A 20,182-nucleotide genomic window follows, 5' to 3' on the forward strand; every position below is an offset into this window, starting at 1 on the left:
GGTTTCACCCCTCGCGCTCCCCAGGATATTTTCGGCAAGAAGAAAGGTGTGGCGTGGCCAGGGTGAAGCGGATCAACCTCGGGCTTCAGGGCGGGGGGGCGCATGGCGCCTATACCTGGGGCGTGCTGGATCGCATCCTCGAGGACGAGCGGATCGAGATCGCGGCCATGTCGGGCACCTCGGCGGGCGCGATGAACGGCGCCGCGCTCAAGTCCGGCTGGGTCGAGGGCGGGCGCGAGGGCGCGCGCGAGAAGCTGTCGTGGCTGTGGGAGCGGATGGGCGCCGTCGAGGACATGCGCTGGCCCGCCTGGATGGCGGCGGGCTTCCCGGCCTCGGGGGTGAGCCGGGCGATGGCGCTCTCGGTGCCGTTCGCCATGGCCGACACGGTGAGCCGCGCGATGTCGCCCTATGCCTATGGTCCGTTCTATCGCAACCCGCTGCGCCCCATCGCCGAAAGTTTCAACTACGACAAGGTCTGCACCGAGGACGGTCCCGCGCTGTACGTGAGCGCGACCAATGTGCGCGACGGCAAGATCCGCGTCTTTCCCGAGGCGGAGATCAGCACCGACGTGCTCCTCGCCTCGTCCTGTCTTCCGAACCTGTTCCAGGCGGTCGAGATCGACGGCGAGCATTACTGGGACGGCGGTTACACGGGCAATCCCGCGCTTTTCCCGCTCTTCGAGGAAGAGTTTCCGCAGGACGTGGTGATCATCAACATCAATCCGCTGACCCGCGAGGACGTGCCGCGCACCGCCCACGACATCCAGAACCGCATCAACGAGATCAGTTTCAACAGCTCGCTCCTGCGCGAGCTGCGGGCCATCGCCTTCGTCCAGCGGCTGCTGAGGGAGGGCGCGCTGTCGCCGGGGCGGATGAAGAACGTGCTCGTCCACATGATCGCGGATGACGCGCTGATGCGCGATCTGTCGGTCGCGACGAAGCTGGTGCCGGTGCCGGAGCTCATGTGGACGCTGCGCGATGCGGGGCGCGCCGCGGCGGATGGGTTCCTGGCGGAGCATTTCGACGATCTGAACGAGCGCGGCACGGTCGACCTGGCCGCGATGTTCAACTGAGCTCGGGTTCGGGCTCGACCGTCGCGGTGGCGCTTTTCTGACCGGGATAGACGAGACCCGCCGAGATCACGAGCTTGGCCGCGTCCTCGATCGACATGTCGAGTTCGATCACGTCCTCGCGCGGAAGAAACAGCAGGAACCCCGAGGTGGGGTTGGGCGTGGTGGGCAGGAAGATCGACAGAAGCTCGCCGCCGGTCTCGGGCTTGGCCGCGATCTCGCCCTTGGCGCTGGTCGAGATGAAGCCGATGGCCCAGATCCCCTTGCGCGGGTATTGCAGGAGGCACGCCTTCTCGAAGCTGCGCTCGGATTGCGCGAAGACCGTTTCGGAGATCTGCTTGACGCCCGAATAGATCGACCGCACGACCGGCAGGCGGTCGACCAGGCTCTCGGCCCAGGCGATGAGCGAGCGGCCGATGAGACCCTTGGCGATCCAGCCCACGAATAGCGTGAAGATGAGAAAGACCACCACGCCCAGCCCGTGGATGTTGATGCTGACCCAGCCGGGATCCGTGGGGGAGGTGTGGCCCAGGATATGCCGGTTGATGAGCACCTCGGGCTGGTAGGCGCCGGGCAGGAAAGGCAGGACCACCCCGTCGACGAAGCCGATCAGGGACCACAGCAGCCAAATGGTGAGAAACACCGGCGCGATGACCACGAGCCCGGTGAGAAAGTTCGCGCGCATGCGCGAAAAGAGCCCACTTCTGCGCGCGCGCTTCGGATCGTCGTCGAAGGGTGTGTTCATTCAGGCGGTCCCGTGTGGTCACGCCTATGTAAGGGCGTTTTGACGCGCGGGCAACGGGCAGGCGTCATCCGGAAGATCCGAAAGCCGGCAATTCCGGACTTGTGGCCCGGGAGGGCGGAATTATGATGGCAACTGCCCCGAGCGAGAGGTGTTTCATGACCGCGGAAGGCGCGGGCCGGGATTGCCGATCACGGGGGATTGCGGGCTGCCTCCGGCGGGAGAGGCGGCCTGACGCGAACGCGTTGAAATCAAGCCTTGCGCCGCGCTCATGCCCCCGCTATACGCGCGACACTGAAATCCGCAGGCACGGGCGGGCCCGTCCGGGGGAGACATCCCCGGCAGTCCACCGGTTGAAGTATCCGCTTCTCATCCCGTGCCGAGGCGAAAACCGGAAAAGGATAAAGACATGGCTCTTCCCGAGTTCTCCATGCGCCAGCTGCTCGAGGCCGGCGTTCACTTCGGCCACCAGACGCAGCGCTGGAACCCCCGCATGGGCGAGTTCATCTACGGCGCGCGCAACGGCATCCACATCATCGACCTGACGCAGACCGTTCCGATGCTCGACGCGGCGCTGAACGCGATCCGCGAGACGGTCTCGAAGGGCGGGCGCGTCCTCATGGTCGGGACCAAGCGGCAGGCCAGCGCGCCGATCGCCGAGGCGGCCGAGAAAAGCGCGCAGTTCTACATGAACCACCGCTGGCTGGGCGGCACGCTCACCAACTGGCAGACCGTGAGCCAGTCGATCAAGCGTCTGAAGGAAATCGACGAGACGCTGGAAGCGGGCGCCGAGGGCCTGACCAAGAAAGAGCGTCTGGGCATGGAACGCGACCAAGAGAAGCTCCAGGCGAGCCTTGGCGGCATCGCCGAAATGGGTGGCACGCCCGACATGCTTTTCGTCATCGACGTGAAGAAAGAGGCGCTGGCCGTGGCCGAGGCCAACAAGCTCGGCATCCCGGTCGTGGCCGTGGTCGACACCAATTGCTCGCCCGACGGGATCGACTATATCATCCCCGGCAACGATGACGCGGCGCGCGCGATCTCGCTCTATTGCGACCTGGTGAGCCGCGCGGCACTTGACGGCATGTCGGCCCAGATGGGCGCGGCGGGCGTCGACGTGGGCGCGCTGGCCGAGGCGCCGGGCGAAGAGGCGCTTGTCGGTGGCGGCGTCGAGACGGGCGACGTGAGCGACGAGACGGCGCATGACGACACCATGCGCAAGGACGCGCCGCTCGATCTCAAATCGACCGAGGAGGTCCGCGAGGACGCCAAGGAAAAGGTCGAAGAGGCCAAGGAAGACGCCAAGGGCTGATCGCGGCCCCGCCGCGACGCTGCGATGACATGACAGGGGAGGCGCGGCACCGCGCCCCCGAACCCCGATGATGTGAGGATACCGACATGGCAATTACTGCTGCAATGGTGAAACAGCTGCGCGACACGACCGGCGCAGGCATGATGGACGCCAAGAAGGCGCTGACCGAAACCGATGGCGACATGGACGCCGCCGTCGACTGGCTGCGCACGAAGGGCCTGGCGAAGGCGGCCAAGAAGTCCGGTCGCACCGCCGCCGAGGGCCTCGTCGCCGTCAAGGTCGAGGGTGGCCGCGGCGTCGCCGTCGAGGTGAACGCCGAGACGGATTTCGTGGCCAAGAACAGCGAGTTCCAGTCCATGGTCTCGGACATCGCGGATGCCGCGGTGAAGGTCGATGACCTCGACGCACTCAAGGAGGCCGACCTGGGCGGCAAGACGGTCGCCGACACGATCACCGACAAGATCGCCACCATCGGCGAGAACATGGGCCTGCGCCGCATGGCCGCGATCGAGGGCGAGACGGTCGTCTCCTACGTCCATAACGCCGCTGCCGAGGGCATGGGCAAGATCGGGGTTCTCGTTGCGCTCAAGGGCAGTGACGAGGGGTTCGGCAAGCAGGTCGCGATGCATATCGCCGCCACGAACCCTGCCGCGCTCAACGAGGCGGAACTCGACCCCGAGGTGATCGAGAAGGAAAAGCAGGTCCAGATCGACATCGCCAGGGAATCGGGCAAGCCCGACGCCGTGATCGAGAAGATGATCGTGGGCCGGATGAAGAAATTCCTCTCGGAGATCACGCTTCTGGGCCAGAACTTCGTCGTCAATCCCGACGTGACGGTCGAGCAGGCCGCGAAGGACGCGGGCGCCGAGATCACCGGGTATGTCCGGCTCGAGGTGGGCGAGGGCATCGAGGTCGAGAAAGAGGATTTCGCAGCCGAGGTGGCGAAGGCCGCGCAAGGCTGAGCCGGGCTCGAAGGACGACGCAACGGGGCGCCACGGATCATCCGGGCGCCCCGTTTTCGTCTGCAACATGGTGGGCGGTGCCGCCTGCCGTGGCGGCACCGCACCCGACCCCTGCATCTGGGAGGAACAACGGTCGGCTGTGTTGATGACCGACCCGATCAATAGGGCCAGCCATCAACCCCGGCAAAGCCGGCAGGCAACAGAGCCTTGCAATCTCAAGGATGCTCACCCGGTGTTCCAAAGGCGAAAATTGCCACCACTCACGGAACAGCCTTACCTTGCGTCAAAGTGTCCTGCGACATAAGTCAGGTTTTCCCTACCCTGGGCCTGAAGGTAGGGAAAACCATACCTTTTCCAGAGATTATGGCGGGTTTCGGGGGCGGGGTGCGGTCAGGCTTCCATCATGAAGATCTGGTTCTGGAAACTGGCCTTCAGCACCGCCTGTGCCGTCGTCTCGACGCAGAGGGCATCGCGCGCAAGGCGCAGGTGCTTCTCGACCGTGGCGCCGGTCAGCCCCATGAGAAGGGCGATGTCCTGCACCGTCTTGCCGTCGCCGACCCAGCCCAGCACCTCGCGCTGGCGCGCGGTGAGGGTGCGGGCGGGGGAGGTGTAGGGCAGTGACAGGATGCGCAGATGCGCGATGTTGTTGAGCAGCAGGATATCCTCGCCATGCGTCTCCCACATCGCGTCGACATCGCGCTGCCGCATGCCTTCCTCGGCAGTCAGGGCGATCGCGCCCTTCGTGCGGGGCGAGACCGATCGAAAGGAGATCGAGTAGCCCGCGCGGACCCCCATGGAAAGGTTGAAATCGAACACCTTGCGCTCCTCGGCGCTCAGGTTCCCGGTTTCGGCCATCTGCCGCAGGAGCGACCACGAACAGGGACCGTCGTGATCCAGCGCCCACCGCACCATCGGCGCATGATGATAGAGACCTTCGCCAATGAAGACGTCCGTATAGTCGGTCGAGTGGTTGGTGAGGATCACGAAATCCTCGGCATCGCCCAGATGCGCGCCCGACCGATACCGCGTCGCGCCATACATGATCCGGTCGAACCCGTAGCCCGCCATGCGCCGCTGGTGCATGTCCCAGAGATCCTCGATCCCCGGCGCGTGGAGCAGGTCGTTGAGTTCGGCCGTCGGTATCATGGGTCGCGGTCCAGGTGGCTCAGCATTGCCTCGATGGCGAGCGGGTAGCCCGCCGCCCCGAAGCCGCAGATCACCCCCACTGCGACCCGCGCGATATAGGAGCGGTGGCGAAACGCCTCTCGCGCGTGGATGTTCGAGAGGTGAAGCTCGATGGCGGGCAGCTCGACCGAGCTGAGCGCGTCCATGAGCGCGATGGAGGTATGCGTATAGGCGCCCGCGTTGAGGATGATGCCCGCATGGGTGCCCTTCGCGCCGTGGATCGCGTCGATCAGGGCGCCCTCGGAATTGTGCTGCTCGAACGCGATCCCGACGCCGACCGCTTCGGCCTTCTCGCGGCAGAGACGCTGGATATCGGCCAGGGTGGTATGACCGTAGACATCGGGCTGTCGCGTCCCCAGGAGGTTGAGGTTGGGGCCGTTGAGGATGAGCAGAGATCGCATGTCAAATTCCTTTTATACCTGAATCTTAACGGGCGGCCGCCCACCTGTCGAGTATTCCGGACGTCGGCGCGGCGCGGGGCCCGGCCCGAAATCGGCAGTTGCAATCACCGCGGCGCCGGGTATCCCTTGGAGCGTCGAGAGATCATCGGAGAGGATGCCATGACGACCTGCGTATTCATTCAGATCCGCTGCAAGCCCGGAATGACCTACAAGGTCGCCGATGCCATCGTCCTGCGCGAGATCCATTCCGAGCTTCATTCGACAAGCGGCGCCTTCGACCTGCTTCTCAAGCTCTACGTGCCCGAGGGCGAGGATGTGGGCGTCTTCATCAATGACAACGTGGCCAACATTCCGGGGATCGAGCGAACGCTTACGACGCTCACCTTCAAGGCCTTCTGAAAGGGGGCCGGGCGATGAGCGAGCTGTGGGCCATGACGGCCGAGGAGATGCGCGCGGCGATGGCGGCGGGCGAGGTGTCGTCGGTCGAGATCACGCGTGCCACGCTCGCGCGGATCGACGCGGTGAACCCGGGGATCAACGCCATCGTGGATCGCTGCGACGAGGCCGCGCTTGCGGCGGCACAGGCGGCGGACGACGCGCGCGCGGCAGGACATGCGCCGGGGCCGCTTGCGGGCGTGCCGGTGACGGTGAAGGTCCTGAACGACCAGGCGGGCCATGCCTCGACCAACGGCTTGCGGATCCAGAAGGACCTCATCGCCACGCGCGACAACCCGTTCGTGACGAACCTGCGCCGCGCGGGTGCGGTGATCGTGGGGCGCACGAACACGCCGGCCTTCTCGCTCAGGTGGTTCACCCGAAACAGCCTCCACGGCCACACGAGAAACCCTTTGAATCAGGCGCTTACGCCCGGAGGCTCATCCGGTGGCGCGTCGGCGGCGGTCGCCGCCGGGATGGGGCCGGTGGGGCAGGGAACGGATATCGCGGGATCGGTGCGCTACCCCGCCTATGCCTGCGGGATCCACGGTCTCCGCGTCTCCCTGGGCCGGGTGCCCAGCCTCAACTTCACCTCGGGCGACCGGCATATCGGCGCGCAACTCATGGCGATCGCGGGGCCGCTTGCGCGGTCCATCGGCGATCTTCGCCTGGCCTACGAGGCGATGGCGGTCCATGACCCGGCCGACCCGTGGTCGGCACCCGTGCCCCTGCGCGGTCCCGCGGTGCCACGGCGCGCGGCGCTCTGCCTTGCGCCGGACGGGATGGACGTCGCCCCCGAGATCCGCGACGAGCTGCGCGCGGCGGCGCGGCGGCTCGAGGCCGCGGGCTGGACCGTCGAGGAGGTCGAGACGCCGCCGGTGCAGGAGGCTGTGCGCGGCCAGCTCACGCTCTGGATGGCCGAGATGCGCCGCTCGGGGGGCGAGATCGTCCGCAAGGAAGACGACCCCGATGCGACCCTTGTCTACGAGCGGCTTTGCCGACATGCGCCCGACGTGGACGTGAACGGGCTGCTCGACACGTTGCAGACCCGCGCGCGGCTCTGCCGGGAATGGCGCGCGTTTCTAGAGACTTACCCGGTGCTTCTCTGCCCCGTGTCGGGCGAGTTGCCCTTCGCCGACCTGCTCGATCTGGGCACCGAGGAGGAGTTCGATCGGATCATCGCGGCGCAGGCCCTGCAGATCGGCATACCCTTCATGGGGCTGCCGGGGCTGACGGTCTCGACCAATCTGGTGGACGGCCCCCAGGGCCGCACGCCGGTGGGCGTGCAGCTTGTCGCGACGAATTTCCGCGAGGACCTGCTTCTTGATGGAGGCGAGGTTCTGGGTGGCACGGTGGCGCCCGTGGGCTGAGGTGATTGTCGCGTAATACCAAGGGAGTATGACGCGATATTAAAAAGAACAGGCGCTTGGCCCATGCCGGTCACGCCACCCCGCAATGCCGGTCGACCACCCGCTGCACCATGGGCGCAAAATGCGCGAAGGAGGGCGTTTCCATCTCGGCCTCCTTCCCCGCGTCATCGAGATAGCGCACGGCGATGATCTCCTTGAGGTTCGGGTTCTTCTCGAACTCCGTGACCTCCTCGGCCGTCATCGGGCCGCCCTGGAGATTGAGGGAATGCACCGATGCCTCGGAAAGGCGGCGGAAATACTCGGGTCGGGTCGCACAGAGATAGCGCTTGGCCGCGACGTGGTAGCGCACGCAGTCGGTCACGAGCGACGGAAAGAACCGCTCGAGCACTTCGGCGCCCGCGTCCTCGTGATGGCGGTCCTCGGTGTCGTCCATGCTGAACATGCCGAATTCGCTGGTGAAATGGCCGATGTCGTGAAGCAGCGCCGAGACGATGACAAGCTCGTCCTGGCCGCTTCTCTCGGCCAGGGTCGCGCCCTGAAGCATGTGTTCGGCCATGGTCACCGGCTCGCCCAGATATTCTTCCCCGCCTCGGCGCTCGAAGATATCGGCAAGGAAGGCCACGATGGTCTGCGGCGTGAGATCGGCGTTGGTGGGCTTTTCCATCACGACGCCCTCGCCGGTTGCTCGCGCAGGGCGGCGAGGGTGGAGTGGAGGCCGTCCTTGTCGGCGTAACATCCCTGAAGCCAGCGCTTGCCACTTCCCGAATAGCCCTTGCGCGCGTGCAGCACGCGGGTGTTGTCGACCACGAAGCTCTCGCCCGGCTCGAGGCGGAACGTGACTTCCATCTCGGGGTCGTCGATGATCTCGGCCATGCGGCGATAGGCGGCGTAATAGTCGGCCATCCGCTCGAAGGGCACATCCGTGATCGCCGCCGCGGAGCGGTTGTTGAAGCGCACGGCGATGAGTTCGCCGTCGGGCGCAAGCTCGATCATCGGGCGGCGCGACCGAAGAACGACGCCATCCGAGCCCGCGTATTCGAACCGTGCGCAATGGGTGCTGAGAAGGTCGAACCAGTCGGGATTTTCCGCGCGCAGCCGCTCGGCCACGCGGAACCCGTCGACCACCATGTTCTCGCCGCCGGAGGCCGTGCTTTCCAGGCAATAGAGCACCTGGATCGTGGGTACGGGGTCGCGATAGGGGTTGTCGGTATGGGCCTGGAGGCCGAGGCCCGTATAGGCGAGGTTGGTGGGGTTGACCTCGGTGCGGACCTCGAAATGGCTTCCGTAATTCGTCTTGCGGACGAACCCGAAGAGATCGACCACCTTGAAGAGCGCACCATCCTCGACGGGACCGCCGCGCAGCTTGGCAAAGCCGAAACGGGCGATTCCGTCCAGCCAGTCCTCGAGCGCGCCGGGATCGGAGGTGACGGCGCCGAGATCACCCTCGGGCACGCGGTCCGAAAGGCTGCTGTCCCAGGTCTCGATCCCGTTCCCGACCCAGCCGCGACCGGCGGGGTGATCGCGGTCATAGGCATTGCGCATGAGCCAGTCGGTGTCATAGGCCACGGTCTTGCCCTCGGGCTCGAAGGTGACGTGGAGCGTCGCGCCCGCCATCTCGACGGCGCCGATCCGGGTGTCCCGCGGGATGTCGCTCAGCGCGATGAGGCGCTGCCCGTTCGCCGGCGCGCGCGTCTCGGCATCCCAGGCGTTGTCGCGCAGCCAGATCGCGTGGAACCGGCGCGCGCCGCCGCCCTGTCCGAGCGTCAGGGTGTTGCCGTCGTCGCTCACGCGTGCGTCATGGATCGTCATGCCAAACCTCTCGATGTGTCCGGCTTGAGCTTTTCACGATGCGGGCATAACCTCAATCAAGGCGTTCGCGGTCTGAGGGGCGGATATTCTTATGGCTGAACTGTCGCTCGACACGATATCGCTCGAATGGATCCGCGCGTTCGAATCGGCGGGCCGCACTGGAAGCTTCACCGCCGCCGCGACGGAGACGGGCCTCACCCAGGCCGCCATCAGCCAGCGGATCACGCACCTGGAACGCAGGCTCGGCACGCAGCTCTTCGTGCGCAACGCGCGCGGCGTGACGCTCAGCGTCGATGGCGAAAGCTGGCTTCCCTATGTCACCGCCGCGTTGCGTGACCTGGGCGAGAGCTGCGAGGCATTCTTCGGGCTCGATCGTCGCAAGGTCTCGATCTCGGCCAGCGCCTCGGTCACGGCGCTCTGGCTTGCGCCGCGGCTTGCCCGCTGGCAGGGAGACGACCGGCCCGAGATCGCGTTCTCGACCATGGTGCTGCAATCGGAAAGCCAGCATCTCGATGCCACGATCCGCGTGCGCTATGGCGTGGGCGATTGGGGCGATCACCACAAGGTGCCGCTCTTCGCCGAGGCGATCGGCGCGGTCGCGGCGCCGCATCTGTTGCGCGAGGGGGCCGCGTGGCAGACCCTGCCACGCCTCGCGCTCTCGGGGCCGCGGGCGGGCTGGCCGGAATGGGCGCGGCAGACGGGCGATCCGATGACGCCCGTGCCCTCGGTCCGGTTCGACAGCCTGGGCGGCGCGCTTGCCGCGGCCGAGGCGGGGGCAGGGGTGCTGCTGGCCTCGCTGCCGCTGTGCCGCGACCGGCTCGCGGCGGGAAGCCTGGTTCAGGTATCGGACGCGGTGCTGACGCCGCCGGAAACCTACTGGATGATCGCGCGGAAGGATGCGCTGACCGGCGCCCTGTGGCGGCGGCTGTCCGAGCGGTTCGCCGAAGGGTAGGGGCATCGCGCAATTGCAAGGCGCTCGCGACCCGTGCCAAGGTCTCCTTGCCGCGCGCTGCGCCGTATCCAGTTCCGGGACCATGCCATGAAGATCATCCGAACCGATTGCGAGCTTGAATGTCCGCGGGTGGATGGCGCGCTGCGCGAGGCGGGGCACGAGCTCGTTCTTCTGCCCGAGGGCGTGTCCGAGCCCGACCTCATCGCCGCGGTGCGGGACGCCGGGTTGATCCTCATGTGCTACACCCCGATCACCTCGACCGTTATCGACGCCGCGCCGCATCTGAAAGGTATCGTGAAATACGGCGTGGGGATCGACGCGGTCGATATTCCGGCGGCCATCGCGCGCAAGGTCCCCGTCGTCAACATCCCGCTCTATGCCGAGGAGACGGTGGCCGAGGGGGCCTTCGCGCTTCTCATCGCGCTGGCGCGCAAGCTCGTCCCGCTCAGCCGGGAGATGGAGAGGGAAGGATGGGCGTGGCCCACGCAACGCTGGCTGGGGAGCGACATCGCGGGCAAGACCCTGGGCCTGATCGGTGTCGGCCATATCGGCCGCAGCGTGGCGCGGATGGCGGGCGCGGGGTTTCGGGCGCGGGTGCTGGGCTACAACCCGGGCAAGAGCGCCGAGGAGCTGCGCGCGGCGGGCGTCGAGAAACGCGACGATCTGCACGCGATGCTGGGCGAGTGCGATTTCGTCTCGGTGCATTGCGTGCTCAACGATGACACGCGGGGCATGATCGGGGCGGCGGAATTCGCGGCGATGAAGCCCGGCGCGCTTTTCGTGAACGTCTCGCGCGGGGCGATCGCGGACGAGGCAGCGCTGCTTGAGGCGCTGCGATCGGGGCATCTCGGCGGGGCCGCGCTCGACGTATTCGGCCAAGAGCCGCTCGACCGCCGCGATCATCCCCTCGCGCCGCTCTTCGGAATGGAGAACGTGATCCTGAGCCCGCATCTCACCTTCTACACCAGGGACGCGATGACGCGGCTCGAGGAGGAGACGCTGGCGCGCTGTGCCGAGATCATCGAGGGGAGACCCGTGACGATCCGCTCGCTCGACCCCCGGCTGAGGGCGCAGCACGAGGGGGTGGTCTTCGCGCAAGCCGACGGCTGAGAATTTCGGCGCTTCAAAAGCCACGAGCCCTCAACTATACGTCGAAGTAGTGTATCGCGGGCATCCATATGCCCTGCTTATGGATTAGGGCTGCCATGAACTACAGCCAACTCAAGGCGTTTCACAACGTCGCGCTGCATGGCGGGTTTTCCCGCGCGGCCGAGGCGCTGTTGCTGACGCAACCGGCGATCTCGGAGCAGGTACGCAAGCTTGAACAGGAGAACGACGTGCTGCTCTTCTCGCGCGAGCGCAAGCGGGTGCGTCTCACGCGCGAGGGCGAGGCGCTGTTCCTGCTCACGCGCCGCTTCTTCGAGGCAGAAGAACAGATCCGCGAACATCTCTCGCAATCGAGTGCCGCGCCGCGGGGCGAGCTGCGCATCATCGCCGATGCCGCGCACCACGTGACCGACGTGCTGAGCGCCTTCCGCAAGAAACATCCCGGCGTCCACGTGACCTTGCGCACCGGGAATTCCGAAGAGGTGCTCTCCGCGCTGCGCAGCTACGAGGCCGAGATCGGCGTTCTGGGTAGTCCCGACCCCGGCGGCGACCTCGAATACGTGGAGCTTGGCGCGACCTCGATCGTGGCCTGCGTGGCGCGCGACCTGATCGACGAGGGGATCGACGAAATGACCCTGGCCGAGATCGCCAGGTGGCCGCTCGTCTTTCGCGAGAGGGGGTCCAAGACGCGTGCCGAGATCGAGGCCGAAGCCGAGCGCCAGGGCGTGCCGCTGATCCCGATGATCGAGGTGGAGGGCCGCGAGGCGATGCGCGAAGTGGTCGCATCGGGCGCCGGGATCGGCTTCGTCTCGGAGGCCGAGTTCGGCCAGGACGCGCGGCTTCGGCGGATCACCCTCAAGGGCGTCGATCTGAGGATGAGCGAAACCCTCGTCTACCTCGCGCAGCGCAGCGATGTCCGCGTGATCCGCGCCTTCATGGAGGTCGAGCGGACACGCAGAACCCGCTAGGGCGTTTCGCGAAACGCCTTAGCCGCGCCAGGCCTGCGTACGTTTCAGCACACCGCGCGAGAGGATCATGTGAACGATCCGCGCGCCCGCGTTGGTATAGAAGATCATCATCCCCATCGCCGCCGCCGGGGCGATGTCGCCCGCATCGTCCATGTTGAGCACCGCGACCGAGGCGAGCGCCGTGTCGGGTGAATAGAGAAACACCACAGCCGACACGGTCGTGAGCGCATTGACGAAGAGATAGATCGAGATGTCCAGGATCGCGGGCAGGCAGACCGGCACTGTCACGCGGCTGAAGAGCTTGACCGTCGGCGTCTTGAGCGAGGCCGAGACGGCCTCGAAATCGCGATCCATCTGCTTGAGCGCCGTCACCGCCGTCAGGTGCGACACGGTGTAGAAATGCGTCACCGTCGCGATGACCAGGATCGCCATCGTCCCGTAGAGAAAGTTGAGCGGGTTGTCGGGGTCGTTGAAGAAGAAGATATAGGCCAGGCCCAGCACCATCCCCGGAATGGCCATGGGCAGCATCGCGACCATCTGGAAGATCGCGCGTCCCATCGCGAAACCGTTGGCCTTCTCGACCAGGTAGGCGCCGACGAAGATCACCACCGTCCCGCTCAGCGCCGTGAGAAGGCCGAGCTTGATCGAGTTGTAATAGGAGGACCATCCGCCGCCGTCCATGAGGTCGAAGCGGTAGTTGTTCAGGCTGAGGCTGAGGTCATAGGGCCAGAACTTCACCAGCGCCGCGAACTGACACACGGCCAGAAGCCCCACGATGAAAAGCGCGACGAGCAGGCTGTAGACGAGGAAGAAATTGTCCATGGCCCGGTTGGGCTTGGGCTGATACGGCACCGAGCGCGCCGAGAGCATCGCGACCTGCCGCCGCTGCACGATGCGGTCGACGGTGAAAGCGAGGATCGCCGGGACCACGAGGACCACCGACACGACCGCGCCCATCTCGAAATTCTGCTGCCCGATCACCTGTTTGTAGATGTCGACCGCCAGCACGTCGAACTGGCCGCCGATCACCTTGGGCAGGCCGAAATCGGTGATCACGAGGTTGAAGACCACGAAGGCCGCCGAGATGAGCCCGTAGCGCGCGCCGGGGATCGTCACGGTCCAGAAGGTCCGCCAGGGCGAGGAGCGCAGGGAAAGCGCCGCCTCGTAATAGCGCGCGTCCGAGATCGACAGCGCCGTCGCGATGATGATGAACGCATGCGGGAAGGTGAAGAAGACCGACCCGATGACGATCCCTATGGGGCCGTAGATATCCGCGCCCATCAGCATCCAGTTGATCATGCCCTGGTTGCCGAAAAGATAGATGAGCGCGATCCCCGGAAGAAGCGACGGCACGAGGATCGGCATCATCGCCACCATGCGGAACACCCCCTTGAACCGCATGCAGCTTCGGTTCAGCGCATAGGCGAACCAGAAGGCCAGCGTCACCGTGATGATCGTCGATATGGTCGCGATCAGAAGCGAGTTCTGGATCGAGCTGAAGAGCGCGGGGTTCGAGAAATACTCGGTGAAGTTCTGGAACCCGACGCTGCGCACCGGTCGCAGATAGGCGCGGCGGAACGTGTTGCTGTCCATCTCGAGCCAGTCGGTGCCGGTATGAAGCTGCGAGCCGACGAGGAAGCGGCCTTCGTCGGTGGTGTTGCGCAGGCGGTACATGACCGGGCTGCGGAAGTCGAAATCGGGAAAAAGCTGCACGACCTCGAGCCGCCCATCGGCCCCGGTGGCAAGATCGGAGGGCTCGAGACGGCCCAGGTCGTCGTTGAGTTCGGCCAGCGTCACCGGGTCGGTGGTATAGTTGCCCGCCTCGTCGCTGACCTGCACCTCGTAGGCCGACAGGTCGTAGGTGAAGGTCGAGAGGCTCTTCGAGAGCATGGCGTAGAGCGGCAGGACGAGCGACACGACGAGATAGAGCGCGATGACCACCATCAGTGCCCGCATCACGTAGTCATCGCGCGAGAGCTTGCCTTTCACCACCGGCGTGTCCGGCGGGATATCTGCCTTCGCCGGGAAGACCCGGCCATCCGTCGCGGTCATCCGGTCACTCCTGTCCAGCCGTCGGGCACGCGAAGGCCATGAGGCGGTCGCGCGGCAGTTCCACGGTCATGGAGCCGCCCTCGCGCAGGTCCAGCCGCCGCACCGCGTTGATCGAGAAATCGGCGATCAGTTCTTCGCCGCGAAACGCGGCGTTGCCGAGGTGACAGCGCCAGAAGGCCCCGAGAAATTCCATCGAGTCGACGGTCACGTCGAACGTGTTGCTCGCCCGGCTTCGCTCGCCCGAGCTGTCATCCGCGCCGCCATAGGGGATGATGTCATTGGGCCGGATCGCCGCGACGATCTCGGTCCCCTTCGCGAAGTCGTAGGCAAGGCAATCCATCTCGGCATCGCCGATCACCACCGATTGCGGCCCGCCGGCCCGGGCGGGGATCTGGTTCATCTCGCCGATGAAATCCGCCACGAAAAGCGAGGCGGGCTCACGGTAGATCTCGGTGGGCGTGCCGACCTGTTCGATCACGCCATGGTTCATCACGACGATCCGGTCGGCCATGACGAGCGCCTCTTCCTGGTCATGCGTCACCATGATGGTCGTCACGCCAAGAGTGCGCTGCAACTCCTTGATCTGGTGGCGCAAATGCACGCGGACCTTGGCGTCAAGGGCAGAAAGCGGCTCGTCGAGAAGCAGAAGACCGGGATTCGTCGCAAGCGCCCGCGCGAGCGCGATGCGCTGCTGTTGTCCGCCCGAGAGTTGCGCGGGATACTTGTCGCCCTGGTCGGGCAGCCCGATGAGACCCAGAAGCTCGGTCACGCGGGCCTCGACCTCGCGGCGCGGGCGCCCCTCGTTCTCGAGCCCGAAGGCAATGTTGCGCCGCACCGTCAGGTTGGGGAAAAGCGCGTAGGACTGGAAGACGATGCCGAAATCGCGTTTCGAGGGGGGCAGGGCCGAGATGTCCTTGCCGGCTTGCAGGACCGTCCCGTGGGTTTGCAGGTCGAGCCCCGCGATGGCGCGCAGAAGCGTCGTCTTGCCGCATCCCGAGGGTCCGAGGAAGCAGACGAACTCGCCCTCTCTCACCTCGAGCGAGATGTCCCTCAGTGCCGCGAACTCACCGAAATACTTCCAGAGCCCGTCGATGCGCAGGTAGGCGCGCGGCTCGTCCTGCTGGAGCGTCGGATCGGCTTCGGAAACCGCGACTGCGGCTGTGCTCTGGGCCATGCTCGGCACCTCTTCTCTGTCGGAAAACGGGGGGTGGTCCAGCCGGGGCAGGGGGCGCGCAACCGCGCCCCCGCCCACACGCGATCACTCGGACTCGGACTTGCTGTCGTAGCGCTTCTGCCATTCCTCGAGGATCCGCTCGCGGTTGTTCGCGGCGAATTCGAAATCGTTGTCGATCATCGCCTCCTCGAGCCCTTCGGGGAAATGTTCGACCGGCTTGGCGATTCCGGGGATCGCCACCACGGCATAGCCGACATTGTATTCCTCCATGGCCTTCTCGCTGATGGTCCAGTCCACGAGGGTGCGCGCGGCCTCGGGCGCGTCGGTGCCAGCGACGATGGCGATCGCCTCCATGTCCCAGCCGACGCCTTCTTCGGGCACGATGATCTCGATCGGCGCGCCGTCGGCCTTCGACTTGGCCCCGCGGAAGGCGAAGGAGATGCCGATGGGGATCTCACCCGCCGCGGCGAGCTTGCAGGGCTTCGAGCCGGAATGCGTGTACCGCGCGATATTCTCGTGCAGCGCATCCATGTAGGCCCAGCCTTCGTCCTCGCCGAACATCTGCAACCAGCTCGAGACGTCGAGGAAGCCGGTGCCCGAACTGTTCGGGTTGGGCATGATGACCTGGTCCTTGTAGACCGGGTCCGTCAGGTCCTTCCACGAGGTTGGCTGCGGCAGGCCCAGCTTCTCGGCCTCGACGGTGTTGAAGCAGACGGCCGCCACCCAGGCGTCCATGCCCACCCAGGCGGGCGGGTCGCTCTTGTCCACGAACTTGGGATCGAGCTTCTCGACGCCCTCGGGCTTGTAGGGCTCCAGCATGCCTTCGGATTTCAGCAGCAGAAGCGATGTAGCCGCGAGTCCCCAGATCACGTCCGCCTGCGGGTTGTTCTTCTCGGCTAGGAGCTTCGCGGTCACGACGCCGGTGGAATCGCGCACCCAGTTGATCTTGATGTCGGGGTGATCCTCGTTGAACTTCTCGGCATAGCGCTTGAGGTCTTCGGCCTCGATCGCGGTGTAGACCGTCAATTCGGTCTCGGCCATGGCAGCACCCGCCGTCATGAGCCCGGCGATCGCGGACAGTCCCAGTGTTCTCAGAAATTGCATTCCGTCAGTCTCCCAGTTGTGTGACATGCGTTTTGCACGCATTTGTTTTCATTTTTACGACACGAGTTTCGCAGACGAGAGGAAAAAAGATAATTGATATTACCTACAAGACCATAGGCTCAGTTTATATGAGAGGCGCCAACGGATCGTGCGGAAGTTGAAGATGGGCGCGTTAGGATTTGAAACCACGGAATAAATCGCGTTCCCTGAACCGAAAGCGTTCTTGATGACACATCGGCAGACCCCGCAGCGCGCAGCACTATTATTGACATAATACTGATTATGCGCAATCGGGATGCGGTTTTGTCGTCCTGTCGGAACGCGCTAATGGAAACACTCCGACAAACAATTGCCGATGAAAATCTTGCCATGTTGCGACCTGTAGATGAAACGCTCTCCATCGTGCCACTGGCGCTATGGCCCAACTCCCTACCCCGCCCGCGTGGCGAACAGGCAAGCCGGCCATCCGAATGACGGGCAGCGCGTCGGCAGGAACGCCAAAGCGAACGCGACCGGTCATTTGGTAGCTTGGACGGCCGCAACAACTGACAACTCGAACAAACTCGACTAAGGTCACTCAAGTCGTTCCGCGCTATTGCAAATCCGACGCAGTTTTGTGCAAGTTGTCAGCAACATCGGATCAGGAATTTTCGTGTCCCTCTTCTTTATCGTTGCGTTACCCTTCCTCGGTGCACTTCTGCCGGGATTGATGAACTCGGCAGGCCGTGCCGCCTGCGCTGGTGTGACCTTCACCGTATCACTGCTGGCTTTCATCGGCTTGTTGACCAATCTGCCTGCGGTTCTGGCGGGCGAAGTCGTGACGATGCAGATCGAGTGGATGCCGTCGCTGGGGCTGAATTTCACCCTGATGCTCGACGGTTTGGGTTTTTTCTTCGCGCTGCTGATCCTCGGCATCGGCCTGCTGATCATCGCCTACGGGCGGCACTATCTGAGCCGCGACGACAATATGGGCGAATTCTTCACCTATCTGCTGCTATTCCAGGGCGCGATGGTGGGGATCGTTCTGAGCGACAATATCCTGCTGCTGCTGGTGTTCTGGGAGCTGACCTCGCTGTCCTCCTTCCTGCTGATCGGCTACTGGAAACACCTGCCGGAGGGCCGCCAAGGCGCGCGCATGGCGCTGATCGTCACCGGCACGGGCGGGCTGGCGATGATGGGGGGGATGCTGATTCTCGGGCAGATCGCCGGAAGCTACGAGTTGAGCGTGATCCTTGCCAGCCGCGACCTGATACAGGCCGACCCGCTTTACCTGCCCGCGCTGATCCTGATCCTGCTGGGCTGTTTCACCAAATCGGCGCAGTTCCCGTTCCATTTCTGGCTGCCGCACGCGATGGCCGCGCCGACGCCGGTATCGGCCTACCTGCACTCCGCCACCATGGTGAAGGCGGGGATTTTCCTGATGGCGCGGATGTGGCCGGTGCTGTCCGGCACGCCGGAATGGTTCGTGATCGTCACCACCGCCGGGTTGGCCACCATGGTGCTGGGTGCGGTGATCGCGCTGTTCAAGCATGACCTGAAGGCGCTGCTGGCGTTCTCGACCGTCAGCCACCTCGGGCTGATCACCATGCTGTTGGGCACCGGCACGGCGTTCGGCGCGATGGCAGCGGTGTTCCACATCCTCAATCACGCGACGTTCAAGGCGGCCTTGTTCATGTCGGCGGGGATCATCGACCACGAGGCCCACACCCGCGACATCCGCCGACTGGGCGGGCTGCGGCACCTGATGCCGGTGACCTTCGTGATCGCCACGCTGGCGGCGCTGTCGATGGCGGGGATTCCGCTGCTCAACGGGTTCCTGTCGAAGGAGATGATGCTGGAGGAGGCGCTGCACACCACGCTGTTCGGCGCGCCGTGGCTGGTGCCCGTTCTGGCGACGGTCGGCTCGCTGTTTTCCGCCGCCTACTGCTTCCGGCTGATCGGGCATGTGTTCCTCGGACCGGTGCGCGACGACTACCCTGCCCGGCCGCATGATCCCGACTCCGGACTGTGGCTGCCGCCCGCCATTCTGGTGGTGATGGTGGTCGTGATCGGCGTCGCGCCGTTCCTGGCGGAGCCGTTCGTGAAGCTGGTCACCGCATCGGTGCTGGGCGACGCGGCGGAGGTGCCGAAGGCCTATCTCAAGATCTGGCACGGGCTGGTACCCGCGCTGTTCCTGTCGATCATCGCCGTGGTGGGCGGCCTGCTGATGCTGGCGGTCTTCACCCCCGCCCTGCGCCTGTGGGACGCGGCCCCGCGCCCCGAGGCCAAGGTGATCTTCGAGGCACTGGTCGAGGCGGTCGTCCGTTTGACCCGCGCGGTGATCCTGCCGCTGCATGACGGAGCCTTCACCCGTTACGCCGCAATCGGCGCGGTGACGATCATCGCCGCCGGGTTTCACGCCTGGAGCACCGGCACCATGGGCGCCGCCACGCGCACCGTGCAATATGCCGGTCCGGTGACGATTGCGGGCTGGGCGATGCTGGTCGCGGCGACGGTGGGCATGGTCTTCCTGCACCGCAACCGTTTCCTGTCGCTGATCCTGATCGGCATCGTGGGGCTGATGGTATCCATCGGCTTCGTGTTCCTCAGCGCCCCTGACCTCGCCATGACGCAGTTTACCGTCGAGGTGGTGACGATCATCCTGATGCTGCTGGCGCTGAACTTCCTGCCCAATACCACCCCCATCGAGAGCACCGTGCTGCGCCGGGTCCGCGACGCGGGCATCGCCGTGGCGGGGGGCTTGGCGACCTTCGGGCTGGCCTATTACTACATGCTGCGCGACGCGGTGGACACGCCGATTTCGGAGTTCCACCTGGCGAATTCCTACAAGGGTGGCGGCGGCACCAATGTGGTGAACGTGATCCTCGTCGACTTCCGTGGTTTCGACACCTATGGCGAGATCATCGTGCTGGGCATCGCCGCCCTGCTGATCTACGCGCTGACCGAGACGCTGCTGGGCGGCCCCGTCCGCGCGCGCCTGCTGAACCGCAAGCCGGACCAGCCACGGGCAGGCGACATTCACCCGCTGATGATGGTGGTGCTGACGCGGGTGATCATGCCGGTGGTGCTGCTGGTGGGTTTCTACATTTTCCTGCGCGGCCATAACGAGCCGGGCGGCGGCTTCATCGCCGGGCTGATCGTGTCGATCGCCGTGGTGATGCAATACATGGCGAGCGGCTTCACCTGGACCTCGTCCCGGCTGAGATATCCCTATCACGGAGTGATCGGCGCAGGTGTCCTGACCGCCGGGCTGACCGGCATCGGGTCGTGGTTCTTCGGCAAGCCGTTCCTGACCTCGGATTTCACCTATGTCCGCATCCCGCCCTTCGAGAAGTTCGAACTGGCCACCGCCGCGCTCTTCGATCTGGGTGTGTTCCTGGCGGTCGTCGGCGCGGTGATGCTGTCGCTCGAGAGCTTCTCGCGGCTGGCGCGGCGCGCCCATGTGCCCGACAGCGAGCACCCGATGGATATCGACCCGTCCCGCGACGACCCGCCGGCCGTGCCGATGGCGCCCATGAATATGAAGGAGGGTGGCTGAC

Annotated in this window: 17 protein-coding genes; 9 read left to right on the forward strand and 8 right to left on the reverse strand. The window is 65.3% G+C overall.

Features of this window, described 5'->3' with window-relative positions:
- The first annotated feature begins 62 nt into the window (after positions 1 to 62).
- Positions 63 to 1,073 carry a patatin-like phospholipase family protein gene (locus tag K1T73_RS09510; protein WP_220603690.1) on the forward strand — a complete coding sequence of 337 codons (1,011 nt, stop codon included), beginning with the start codon at positions 63 to 65 and terminating at the stop codon, positions 1,071 to 1,073.
- On the opposite strand, the gene K1T73_RS09515 is transcribed toward K1T73_RS09510, so the two are convergent.
- Positions 1,066 to 1,815, reverse strand: coding sequence for a DUF502 domain-containing protein (locus K1T73_RS09515; protein ID WP_220600483.1), 750 nt, complete (start codon positions 1,813 to 1,815; stop codon positions 1,066 to 1,068). The two genes, K1T73_RS09510 and K1T73_RS09515, sit on opposite strands and share 8 nt — an antisense overlap.
- A 406-nt stretch (positions 1,816 to 2,221) precedes the next feature.
- Here K1T73_RS09515 and rpsB point away from each other — a divergent pair, with 406 nt between their 5' ends.
- Positions 2,222 to 3,124 carry a 30S ribosomal protein S2 gene (gene rpsB, locus K1T73_RS09520; protein WP_220600484.1) on the forward strand — a complete coding sequence of 301 codons (903 nt, stop codon included), beginning with the start codon at positions 2,222 to 2,224 and terminating at the stop codon, positions 3,122 to 3,124.
- An 86-nt stretch (positions 3,125 to 3,210) separates the two neighbouring features.
- Complete coding sequence (gene tsf, locus K1T73_RS09525; RefSeq protein WP_220600485.1) at positions 3,211 to 4,086, forward strand: translation elongation factor Ts; 876 nt, start codon at positions 3,211 to 3,213, stop codon at positions 4,084 to 4,086.
- 390 nt (positions 4,087 to 4,476) lie between these two features.
- On the opposite strand, the gene K1T73_RS09530 is transcribed toward tsf, so the two are convergent.
- The gene (locus K1T73_RS09530) at positions 4,477 to 5,232 is read right to left on the reverse strand and encodes a LuxR family transcriptional regulator (protein ID WP_220600486.1); all 756 of its coding nucleotides are present in this window, start codon (positions 5,230 to 5,232) and stop codon (positions 4,477 to 4,479) included.
- On the reverse strand, positions 5,229 to 5,672 hold the full coding sequence (aroQ, locus tag K1T73_RS09535) for a type II 3-dehydroquinate dehydratase (RefSeq protein WP_220600487.1): 444 nt from the start codon (positions 5,670 to 5,672) through the stop codon (positions 5,229 to 5,231). The genes K1T73_RS09530 and aroQ overlap by 4 nt, the downstream gene beginning before the upstream one ends.
- A 159-nt stretch (positions 5,673 to 5,831) precedes the next feature.
- Here aroQ and K1T73_RS09540 point away from each other — a divergent pair, with 159 nt between their 5' ends.
- Together K1T73_RS09540 and K1T73_RS09545 are read left to right on the forward strand one after the other, a co-directional pair.
- Positions 5,832 to 6,071: an Lrp/AsnC ligand binding domain-containing protein gene (locus tag K1T73_RS09540; RefSeq protein ID WP_220600488.1), complete on the forward strand. Its 240-nt coding sequence runs from the start codon at positions 5,832 to 5,834 to the stop codon at positions 6,069 to 6,071.
- Positions 6,072 to 6,085: 14 nt separating this feature from the next.
- Positions 6,086 to 7,477 (forward strand): amidase, encoded by a 1,392-nt coding sequence (locus K1T73_RS09545; RefSeq protein ID WP_220600489.1) that lies wholly within the window; start codon positions 6,086 to 6,088, stop codon positions 7,475 to 7,477.
- A 70-nt stretch (positions 7,478 to 7,547) separates the two neighbouring features.
- Here the strand turns inward: K1T73_RS09545 and K1T73_RS09550 are convergent, their stop codons facing one another.
- Positions 7,548 to 8,141 (reverse strand): HD domain-containing protein, encoded by a 594-nt coding sequence (locus tag K1T73_RS09550; protein ID WP_220600490.1) that lies wholly within the window; start codon positions 8,139 to 8,141, stop codon positions 7,548 to 7,550.
- Complete coding sequence (locus K1T73_RS09555) at positions 8,141 to 9,286, reverse strand: gamma-butyrobetaine dioxygenase (protein ID WP_220600491.1); 1,146 nt, start codon at positions 9,284 to 9,286, stop codon at positions 8,141 to 8,143. Before K1T73_RS09555 ends, K1T73_RS09550 begins: the two co-directional genes overlap by 1 nt.
- Positions 9,287 to 9,377: 91 nt before the next feature.
- On the opposite strand from K1T73_RS09555, the gene K1T73_RS09560 reads away from it, so the two are divergent.
- The 3 genes from K1T73_RS09560 (at position 9,378) to K1T73_RS09570 (ending at position 12,313) form a co-directional block, all read left to right on the forward strand.
- A complete protein-coding gene (locus tag K1T73_RS09560) occupies positions 9,378 to 10,238 on the forward strand; it encodes a LysR family transcriptional regulator (protein WP_220600492.1) in 861 nt (286 codons plus the stop codon).
- A gap of 87 nt (positions 10,239 to 10,325) precedes the next feature.
- Positions 10,326 to 11,348: a 2-hydroxyacid dehydrogenase gene (locus tag K1T73_RS09565; protein ID WP_220600493.1), complete on the forward strand. Its 1,023-nt coding sequence runs from the start codon at positions 10,326 to 10,328 to the stop codon at positions 11,346 to 11,348.
- 95 nt (positions 11,349 to 11,443) lie between these two features.
- Positions 11,444 to 12,313 (forward strand): LysR substrate-binding domain-containing protein, encoded by an 870-nt coding sequence (locus tag K1T73_RS09570; protein ID WP_220600494.1) that lies wholly within the window; start codon positions 11,444 to 11,446, stop codon positions 12,311 to 12,313.
- A gap of 18 nt (positions 12,314 to 12,331) precedes the next feature.
- Here K1T73_RS09570 and K1T73_RS09575 read toward each other — a convergent pair whose 3' ends face one another.
- The 3 genes from K1T73_RS09575 to K1T73_RS09585 all read right to left on the reverse strand — a co-directional run bounded on the left by K1T73_RS09575 (position 12,332) and on the right by K1T73_RS09585 (position 16,643).
- A complete protein-coding gene (locus tag K1T73_RS09575) occupies positions 12,332 to 14,365 on the reverse strand; it encodes a putative 2-aminoethylphosphonate ABC transporter permease subunit (protein WP_220600495.1) in 2,034 nt (677 codons plus the stop codon).
- Positions 14,366 to 14,369: 4 nt separating this feature from the next.
- Positions 14,370 to 15,539: a putative 2-aminoethylphosphonate ABC transporter ATP-binding protein gene (locus K1T73_RS09580; RefSeq protein WP_220600496.1), complete on the reverse strand. Its 1,170-nt coding sequence runs from the start codon at positions 15,537 to 15,539 to the stop codon at positions 14,370 to 14,372.
- An 84-nt stretch (positions 15,540 to 15,623) separates the two neighbouring features.
- On the reverse strand, positions 15,624 to 16,643 hold the full coding sequence (locus K1T73_RS09585) for a putative 2-aminoethylphosphonate ABC transporter substrate-binding protein (protein ID WP_220600497.1): 1,020 nt from the start codon (positions 16,641 to 16,643) through the stop codon (positions 15,624 to 15,626).
- Between the two features lie 652 nt (positions 16,644 to 17,295).
- On the opposite strand from K1T73_RS09585, the gene K1T73_RS09590 reads away from it, so the two are divergent.
- Positions 17,296 to 20,181: a monovalent cation/H+ antiporter subunit A gene (locus K1T73_RS09590; protein ID WP_220600498.1), complete on the forward strand. Its 2,886-nt coding sequence runs from the start codon at positions 17,296 to 17,298 to the stop codon at positions 20,179 to 20,181.
- Position 20,182: the final 1 nt, after the last annotated feature.

The sequence above is a fragment of the Roseovarius sp. SCSIO 43702 genome, from assembly GCF_019599045.1.
Lineage (GTDB): Bacteria > Pseudomonadota > Alphaproteobacteria > Rhodobacterales > Rhodobacteraceae > Roseovarius.

Excerpts from the sequence above, each read along its gene's own strand:
- K1T73_RS09515 (WP_220600483.1), bottom strand. The coding sequence starts at position 1,815 with ATGAACACACCCTTCGACGACGATCCGAAGCGCGCGCGCAGAAGTGGG.
- rpsB (WP_220600484.1), top strand. The coding sequence starts at position 2,222 with ATGGCTCTTCCCGAGTTCTCCATGCGCCAGCTGCTCGAGGCCGGCGTT.
- tsf (WP_220600485.1), top strand. The coding sequence starts at position 3,211 with ATGGCAATTACTGCTGCAATGGTGAAACAGCTGCGCGACACGACCGGC.
- K1T73_RS09530 (WP_220600486.1), bottom strand. The coding sequence starts at position 5,232 with ATGATACCGACGGCCGAACTCAACGACCTGCTCCACGCGCCGGGGATC.
- aroQ (WP_220600487.1), bottom strand. The coding sequence starts at position 5,672 with ATGCGATCTCTGCTCATCCTCAACGGCCCCAACCTCAACCTCCTGGGG.
- K1T73_RS09540 (WP_220600488.1), top strand. The coding sequence starts at position 5,832 with ATGACGACCTGCGTATTCATTCAGATCCGCTGCAAGCCCGGAATGACC.
- K1T73_RS09545 (WP_220600489.1), top strand. The coding sequence starts at position 6,086 with ATGAGCGAGCTGTGGGCCATGACGGCCGAGGAGATGCGCGCGGCGATG.
- K1T73_RS09550 (WP_220600490.1), bottom strand. The coding sequence starts at position 8,141 with ATGGAAAAGCCCACCAACGCCGATCTCACGCCGCAGACCATCGTGGCC.
- K1T73_RS09555 (WP_220600491.1), bottom strand. The coding sequence starts at position 9,286 with ATGACGATCCATGACGCACGCGTGAGCGACGACGGCAACACCCTGACG.
- K1T73_RS09560 (WP_220600492.1), top strand. The coding sequence starts at position 9,378 with ATGGCTGAACTGTCGCTCGACACGATATCGCTCGAATGGATCCGCGCG.
- K1T73_RS09565 (WP_220600493.1), top strand. The coding sequence starts at position 10,326 with ATGAAGATCATCCGAACCGATTGCGAGCTTGAATGTCCGCGGGTGGAT.
- K1T73_RS09570 (WP_220600494.1), top strand. The coding sequence starts at position 11,444 with ATGAACTACAGCCAACTCAAGGCGTTTCACAACGTCGCGCTGCATGGC.
- K1T73_RS09575 (WP_220600495.1), bottom strand. The coding sequence starts at position 14,365 with ATGACCGCGACGGATGGCCGGGTCTTCCCGGCGAAGGCAGATATCCCG.
- K1T73_RS09580 (WP_220600496.1), bottom strand. The coding sequence starts at position 15,539 with ATGGCCCAGAGCACAGCCGCAGTCGCGGTTTCCGAAGCCGATCCGACG.
- K1T73_RS09585 (WP_220600497.1), bottom strand. The coding sequence starts at position 16,643 with ATGCAATTTCTGAGAACACTGGGACTGTCCGCGATCGCCGGGCTCATG.